Source organism: Pueribacillus sp. YX66, assembly GCF_041725775.1.
In the GTDB taxonomy this organism is placed as follows: domain Bacteria; phylum Bacillota; class Bacilli; order Bacillales; family UBA6769; genus Pueribacillus.
This window is the reverse complement of record NZ_JBEUEL010000059.1, coordinates 1-5,671: the sequence shown is the minus strand read 5'-3', so window position 1 is coordinate 5,671 and position 5,671 is coordinate 1. Positions and strand designations below refer to the sequence as shown.

The window sequence follows — 5,671 nt, the reverse complement described above, 5'->3', positions numbered from 1 at the left end:
TGGCAAGATAGGAAGGAGCAAAACTCAATGCACCTTAAATTTATAAAAAAGTTGTCTTGACGATGGGGTCCACTTTACCTATTTTAAAAAGGAGGTAAAAGAAATGACCATACTCGAGGTAATGGATCCATATACTACTGATGCCAGTCCTAGTTGGAACGGTTATAATCATCAAGGTAAAGTAGCGATTTATGTAGCTTTAAAGTTGCTGGAGGATATCCCTGAAGGAGATATAGAAAAATTTGAGATAGAATTAGAATGGCTTGAAGATTTTTCTATTAAAAAAGAGGGAAGATATATTTCTATACACCAAGTTAAAACAATGCCAGATACTGCTACATCGTCATACAAAGAAGCAACTTGGTTATTATTAGCAAAATTGTTAGAGATAAAAGAGCTTGAAAATGCTTATTTACATGTCACGCAAAAATTAACAAACTTTGAAAAATTCGAGGAAAAATTGCTGACGTATACAATGAATGAAAAGGAGACAGATAAAGCTAAATCAAAAGGTAAAAAATATGCTAGTCCAATAGAATGTCGTGATAAAGTTATTGGCTCTGGAAAATACCATGATTTGTTTGAAAAATTTGATTTGTATGAGTACGAGAATGGTAATTATTCTTGTTCACTTGAAGAGATAGAAGAGCTTATTAAAGCTAAATTAAGACAAATTATTGGAACTGTAGCTACAGAGACAAGAGTGGATAGAGCGTATCACTTTTTATTAGGTTTAATAGATGAAAATATTCGAGAAAGACAAATTGATATTCAATCGGGAAATAAAGTGGAGAAAGTATCAATTAATTTTACAGAAATTCAAAAAGTAGTGCAACATAATTTTGAATCAGTAAGTAAAGAATATGCAGCGTATTTTTTAAAAAATGAATTTAATAGTATCTCTCAAAGTTATTTAGATGATTTACAAGAAGAATATCAATTGGAAACAATATCGTCTGAAGAAATACTTCTAGTAAATAAAATAATTAAACAGATTTATGAACTGGGTGATGAGCAGTTCTTAGAGTTTTGTTTAAAAATTACACCAAACAATGAAGTTAATAAAGATCATCCTGACCATATTGTAAAAATGATACAGCAATGTTTAAACCGAACAGGATTAAATGATGGTTTCTTCGAAATAACAAAACAAGTAAAAAAGGAATTGAAAGAAAATAAGTGGGTTTATAATCAAAAAAATCAGGAAGGAGTAAATGTTACATACTTACCATCAACAATAATTGATAAAAATCATCCAGTACGAAATCAAAAATTGGCTAAAGCAATCTTAAATAATGCACATCCAGAATTATTAAATGAAGTAGATAAGATTATTACAACTTCTATCAATATGGATGCGTTAGAGGATACTAAATTTCATTCGAATGTCCCCGAGCCAGAAGATTTAGATACGCAGAGATCAAACGACTACCATGATAGGATTACCAAAATTAAAAATATTAGCCTAATAGATTTAAAAAATGCTAAGGGAGAAATAATCAATTGAATAAGATAATAAGACAAATATTTTATGATAATGGTTTTAGTAATATTGAATTAGAAACGCCCCTCGAAGGGAACCTTGTTGACTTTTGGGTGAATAACAGTAAGTATGCTGTAAATTATTATTTAGTATTGTATGTGGATAATATAAAAGAAGATTTTTTATCTAATGAAGTGCCGACATATTTTAATTCTATAAAGAAATTAGAAAATGGATATGATGAAAAAATGGATAAAAATCTATCGATGATTGTTTGTGTGAATACGACCAATAGTAAAACAAAAAATATAACTGATAAAATATTTGAAATTGAAGAGGACCCTTATTTCTTTAAAAAGTATGTTATTACTTATAATATGGATAGCTATAAACAATTAGAGAAGTTGCTTGGAGGAAAGGAGGAAAGTTCCAATAGCATATTAAATAGAACTATTAATGATACTAATAAGTTTTTAGCATTTAAAAAGAATGAAGAAAATGACACTACTGTTTTATATGAAATATGCACAAAGTTAATGATTAAAATACCTTTTTTAAGGCTAGAAAAGAGACTAGAAAAAATGGAAGATCTAAGTGCAGTAATAAATGAAGAATTGCAACAAAAAGAACTATTTACATTTAAAGATACCCTACTTAACCTTGATGAAAATAATGAGGAAATATTAGAGAATATTCTTAATTTAATAGGGGATGGTATTGAGTAATGAATAGATATAAAATTAGTAGAATTTATTTGAAAAATTTTAAGCATATTGAAGAGCTGTTATTGGATTTTTCAAGAAAAGACTTGATAGTATTAGATGGGCCTAATGGATTTGGTAAAACTACTATTTTCGATGCTATAGAATTAATATTAACAGGTGTAATAAGTAGAATAAAGAACACAGTTGATGGGCGGTATGGATACCGTGAAGTTCTATTTTCGAATAATCATGATGTAGACACTGAAATCAAAGTCGAATTTTCAGGTGAGATTGAGAACTTGATTATTGGCAAGAGAATTAATTCTAAAAATAGCTTTAAAGCTGTAGATAAGAAACCTGATAACTGGAATATTTTTGAAACATATCTATTACCGGACTTTAATACGCCTATTGAAGAAGGAGAAATTATTACCCAAGAAGAAATTGGAAGCATTCTATCGATAGACAACCTAAAAAGATATTTTAGTCTATTTTATTATGTGCAACAAGAGGAAAACACTTTATTTTTAAAGCAGAATGCTAAAGACCGAATGGATGATATTTCGCAATTATTTGATACATATAAAGAGGAAAGAGAGTTAGAAAAATTAGAGAATTTGAATCACAAAATCACTAGAGAATTAAGAGAAATAGATGGACCAAAAGGATTATTAGCAGATAGAAAAAACACTATAAAATTATTGAAAAATGGGTTAGAAGAGATAAGACCTGAAAACATAAAAGAAGTAGAGTTTTTTTCACTTTTGGAAGAAAAGGAAAATATTAAAGAATGGGATAAAGAATTAACGATAGTAAATAAAGAAAGTAGAGATAAATTCTTACAGGAATTAAGGGAAATATATATTCTTGTGAAAGATCGAGAAAAATTTAGAGATACTGAATTTAATAATTATATTTATAAAGTTATAGAGAATAAAACACTTCTTAAACAAACTATCCTTACATATAATCAACTTGAAGGTACCGTCAAGAATTTTGTGTAAGTCGATAGGGCTCTCACTTGAACTGTCAATATAATGGTGCTTAAGCAACCTTAACAACTATACAAAAAATGTCAGAAGGTTCTGTCAAGGGACTTGTATACACTTTGCCCTTGACAGAACTTTTGCAACTATAATTAATTTACTTGTATTCAATATAGACGTAGATCCATAATTCTATAAAGTAATTTGCAAGAGAAAAGCCCTCTTTGTATAATATTAATGCTTAGAATCGAGGAGGATGACCATATGGACATTGAATCAAAGATTACAAAGCTTAGAAAACAAGTGAATGATGAGGTAACAACGATATCACGAAAGATGAGCTTGGCTAGATTTTACTCTAGGGTTTCGAACCTTTCGGTTTTAATTTTATCTTTAGTGATAACATTGTCTGCGAGCTTATTTTATGAAAATGTTCAACAAATAATTATAGTTCTTGGTGGAATTATTATTTTTGTTAATGGAATCGAAGGGTATTTTAGGTTCGCTAAACAAAGTAAAGAGTTGCAATGGATATTTAATGAATTAGATACACTTCGTATGGACATGGATTTTTATTTTGAAGGAAAAACTAATGAAGAAGTTAATGAGGAAGAGTTACTTAAATTTCATGAGAGATTTGTTGATGTTAGAGGCAAGATAACTAACAAGGCATCTTAATGTGTCAAGCAAGTGTTTTTCGCAAGTGAACATGATACACGACTGAGTCAAGCTTTTGTGAGTTTTCCAGTTAAACTAACTAAGAAAACTCTCTTTTTAATGGCTTGTTAACGTTTACAACTTTTGCTCTTTCGACTTAAAATTTGTTTTTCATCTTTTAAAAACTTTGTAACCTTTTAGTGCATTATAAAGTCGACATTCCTTTAGTTTTGGAAGTATGTTCGGCAACGAGTGGTCTATTCAGCTCCATCCCCATTAATAATGAGTTTGTGGCAGATCGTTTGAGTGTTGTGTGGTAATTTCTTTCTACTAAAAAGGAAGGCTTTTTTCTAAAAAGCGAGAAGGGATGTTACAAAAAGTCATTTTATAATGACTTTCTGGACAGCCCCTTTGTGATTAGATTAGCAAGCGAAGCACGGTAACGATTAAAATTAAACCTCAATTTAATTTTTCCATATTATTGACATAATTTCATACACCAGAAAATTATAAAAATCCGTACAGTGATCTATTTACTTATTGTAAACGCTCATCGTCCTCCAATTCATAAGGATGAATTGGGAAGCGAAGACTTCGGATTCTTTTTTCCTTTTCTAGGGTTACAGATGTACATAGGTAAAGTTGAATAAATTAATTTAGTAAGCTTTAGTTTAACAATTATTATTGATCCAATTGTTCGAGATAGGGGCAGTTAAATTACGATGGATGATCAGGTAAATACACATAAAACGGATTAGATATTTCATAATAAACGATAATAGTATCCTTTTCTTCATAACGTTCATACACATTATTGGATACTTTAATTTTTGAAATCACTTTTTCCCCATCGTCTAAAGTGAAACGAACCGTAAAAGCAAATGTCGGACCGTTAAATCTTCCGTAACCCGGATTTCTTTCAGTACTTAAAATCTCCGCAGATGTATAATCGAATGTCTTAAAATAAATAGGTGTCTTATATAAAATGTATTTCCAACTAACGAATAAAAGCGCACCTATAAACAAGAAGTTTTTAAAGAACTTTGTTTTTTCTTCATTTATTCGAATATTTCTTAATAAAACAAGGAACTTTTGAAAAAATTTCGTCTGTCTAATAAAGTAAATAATTCCAAGCATAACAAATAGCGTGCCAACGAAAACAAAAATAATTGTACTGAACAAGTCAGATATTATGTCTTTAATCGTATAAAATCGATCCTTTATTTTATACCCAGAAACTTTATCACCAAGTTTAGTAGAATTTATTGTATGTTTACTCACTTTATGTCGAGTATACTTTCCATCCTCTCCGGCATACACGTAGTAAGCAGGAAACATTTTTATTCCAACTTCACTTTTTTTTAATAAGACCACTTGGTTTGTTCGCTCTATAGAAAATGGAAAATAATTATTTATAAATAGACCTATAAAGAAAATGCCTGTAAGTAAGCTAATTATTGAGAAAAGTAGTAACAGCAATTTTTTCAATGAATTCACATCCATATTACGGTTTTCTCAATGTGGAGATGTTTAACTTAACCCATTGATCAGAGCAGTTATTTAACAAAAGTGAAAGTTATTGATGTTATAAGAGTGTTTACGTATTACATGCAATTACTAAATATAAGCTTCCAGTTATTAAAAAATTTATTGAGGTATAATGGAAATAAATGTTGTTTCTATAAATTGTGTACTTTCTGTATTCACTCAAACTACCACTTAACATTAACAACTCTACAGCAATTGTATTATGTGTCAAGCTTTTGTGAGCGTCAAGTAAAATGTTACAGTTTTTGATAAATTATTTTTTACGCTTTTGATGATTCAAAAATAGAAGTTCT

The 5,671-nt window shown here is 29.4% G+C and carries 5 protein-coding genes; 4 read left to right on the top strand and 1 reads right to left on the bottom strand.

Annotation, left to right across the window (positions count from 1 at the left end; all coding sequences use genetic code 11):
- The first annotated feature begins 103 nt into the window (after window positions 1-103).
- The 4 genes from ABU914_RS15120 (at window position 104) to ABU914_RS15105 (ending at window position 3,851) form a co-directional block, all read left to right on the top strand.
- On the top strand, window positions 104-1,507 hold the full coding sequence (locus tag ABU914_RS15120) for an ABC-three component system protein (RefSeq protein WP_379670527.1): 1,404 nt from the start codon (window positions 104-106) through the stop codon (window positions 1,505-1,507).
- Entirely contained in the window at window positions 1,504-2,208 is a 705-nt protein-coding gene (locus ABU914_RS15115) for an ABC-three component system middle component 1 (RefSeq protein ID WP_379670526.1), read from the top strand. The genes ABU914_RS15120 and ABU914_RS15115 overlap by 4 nt, the downstream gene beginning before the upstream one ends.
- The gene (locus tag ABU914_RS15110; protein WP_379670525.1) at window positions 2,208-3,191 is read left to right on the top strand and encodes an ATP-binding protein; all 984 of its coding nucleotides are present in this window, start codon (window positions 2,208-2,210) and stop codon (window positions 3,189-3,191) included. Before ABU914_RS15115 ends, ABU914_RS15110 begins: the two co-directional genes overlap by 1 nt.
- A gap of 246 nt (window positions 3,192-3,437) precedes the next feature.
- Window positions 3,438-3,851, top strand: a complete 414-nt coding sequence (locus ABU914_RS15105; protein ID WP_379670524.1) for a hypothetical protein — start codon at window positions 3,438-3,440, stop codon at window positions 3,849-3,851.
- Between the two features lie 696 nt (window positions 3,852-4,547).
- Here ABU914_RS15105 and ABU914_RS15100 read toward each other — a convergent pair.
- Complete coding sequence (locus ABU914_RS15100; protein ID WP_379670523.1) at window positions 4,548-5,318, bottom strand: hypothetical protein; 771 nt, start codon at window positions 5,316-5,318, stop codon at window positions 4,548-4,550.
- Between the last annotated feature and the right edge of the window lie 353 nt (window positions 5,319-5,671).

Bases quoted from the DNA above. Each gene is read 5' to 3' on its own strand.
- ABU914_RS15120 (WP_379670527.1), top strand. From the start codon at position 104: ATGACCATACTCGAGGTAATGGATCCATATACTACTGATGCCAGTCCT.
- ABU914_RS15105 (WP_379670524.1), top strand. From the start codon at position 3,438: ATGGACATTGAATCAAAGATTACAAAGCTTAGAAAACAAGTGAATGAT.
- ABU914_RS15110 (WP_379670525.1), top strand. From the start codon at position 2,208: ATGAATAGATATAAAATTAGTAGAATTTATTTGAAAAATTTTAAGCAT.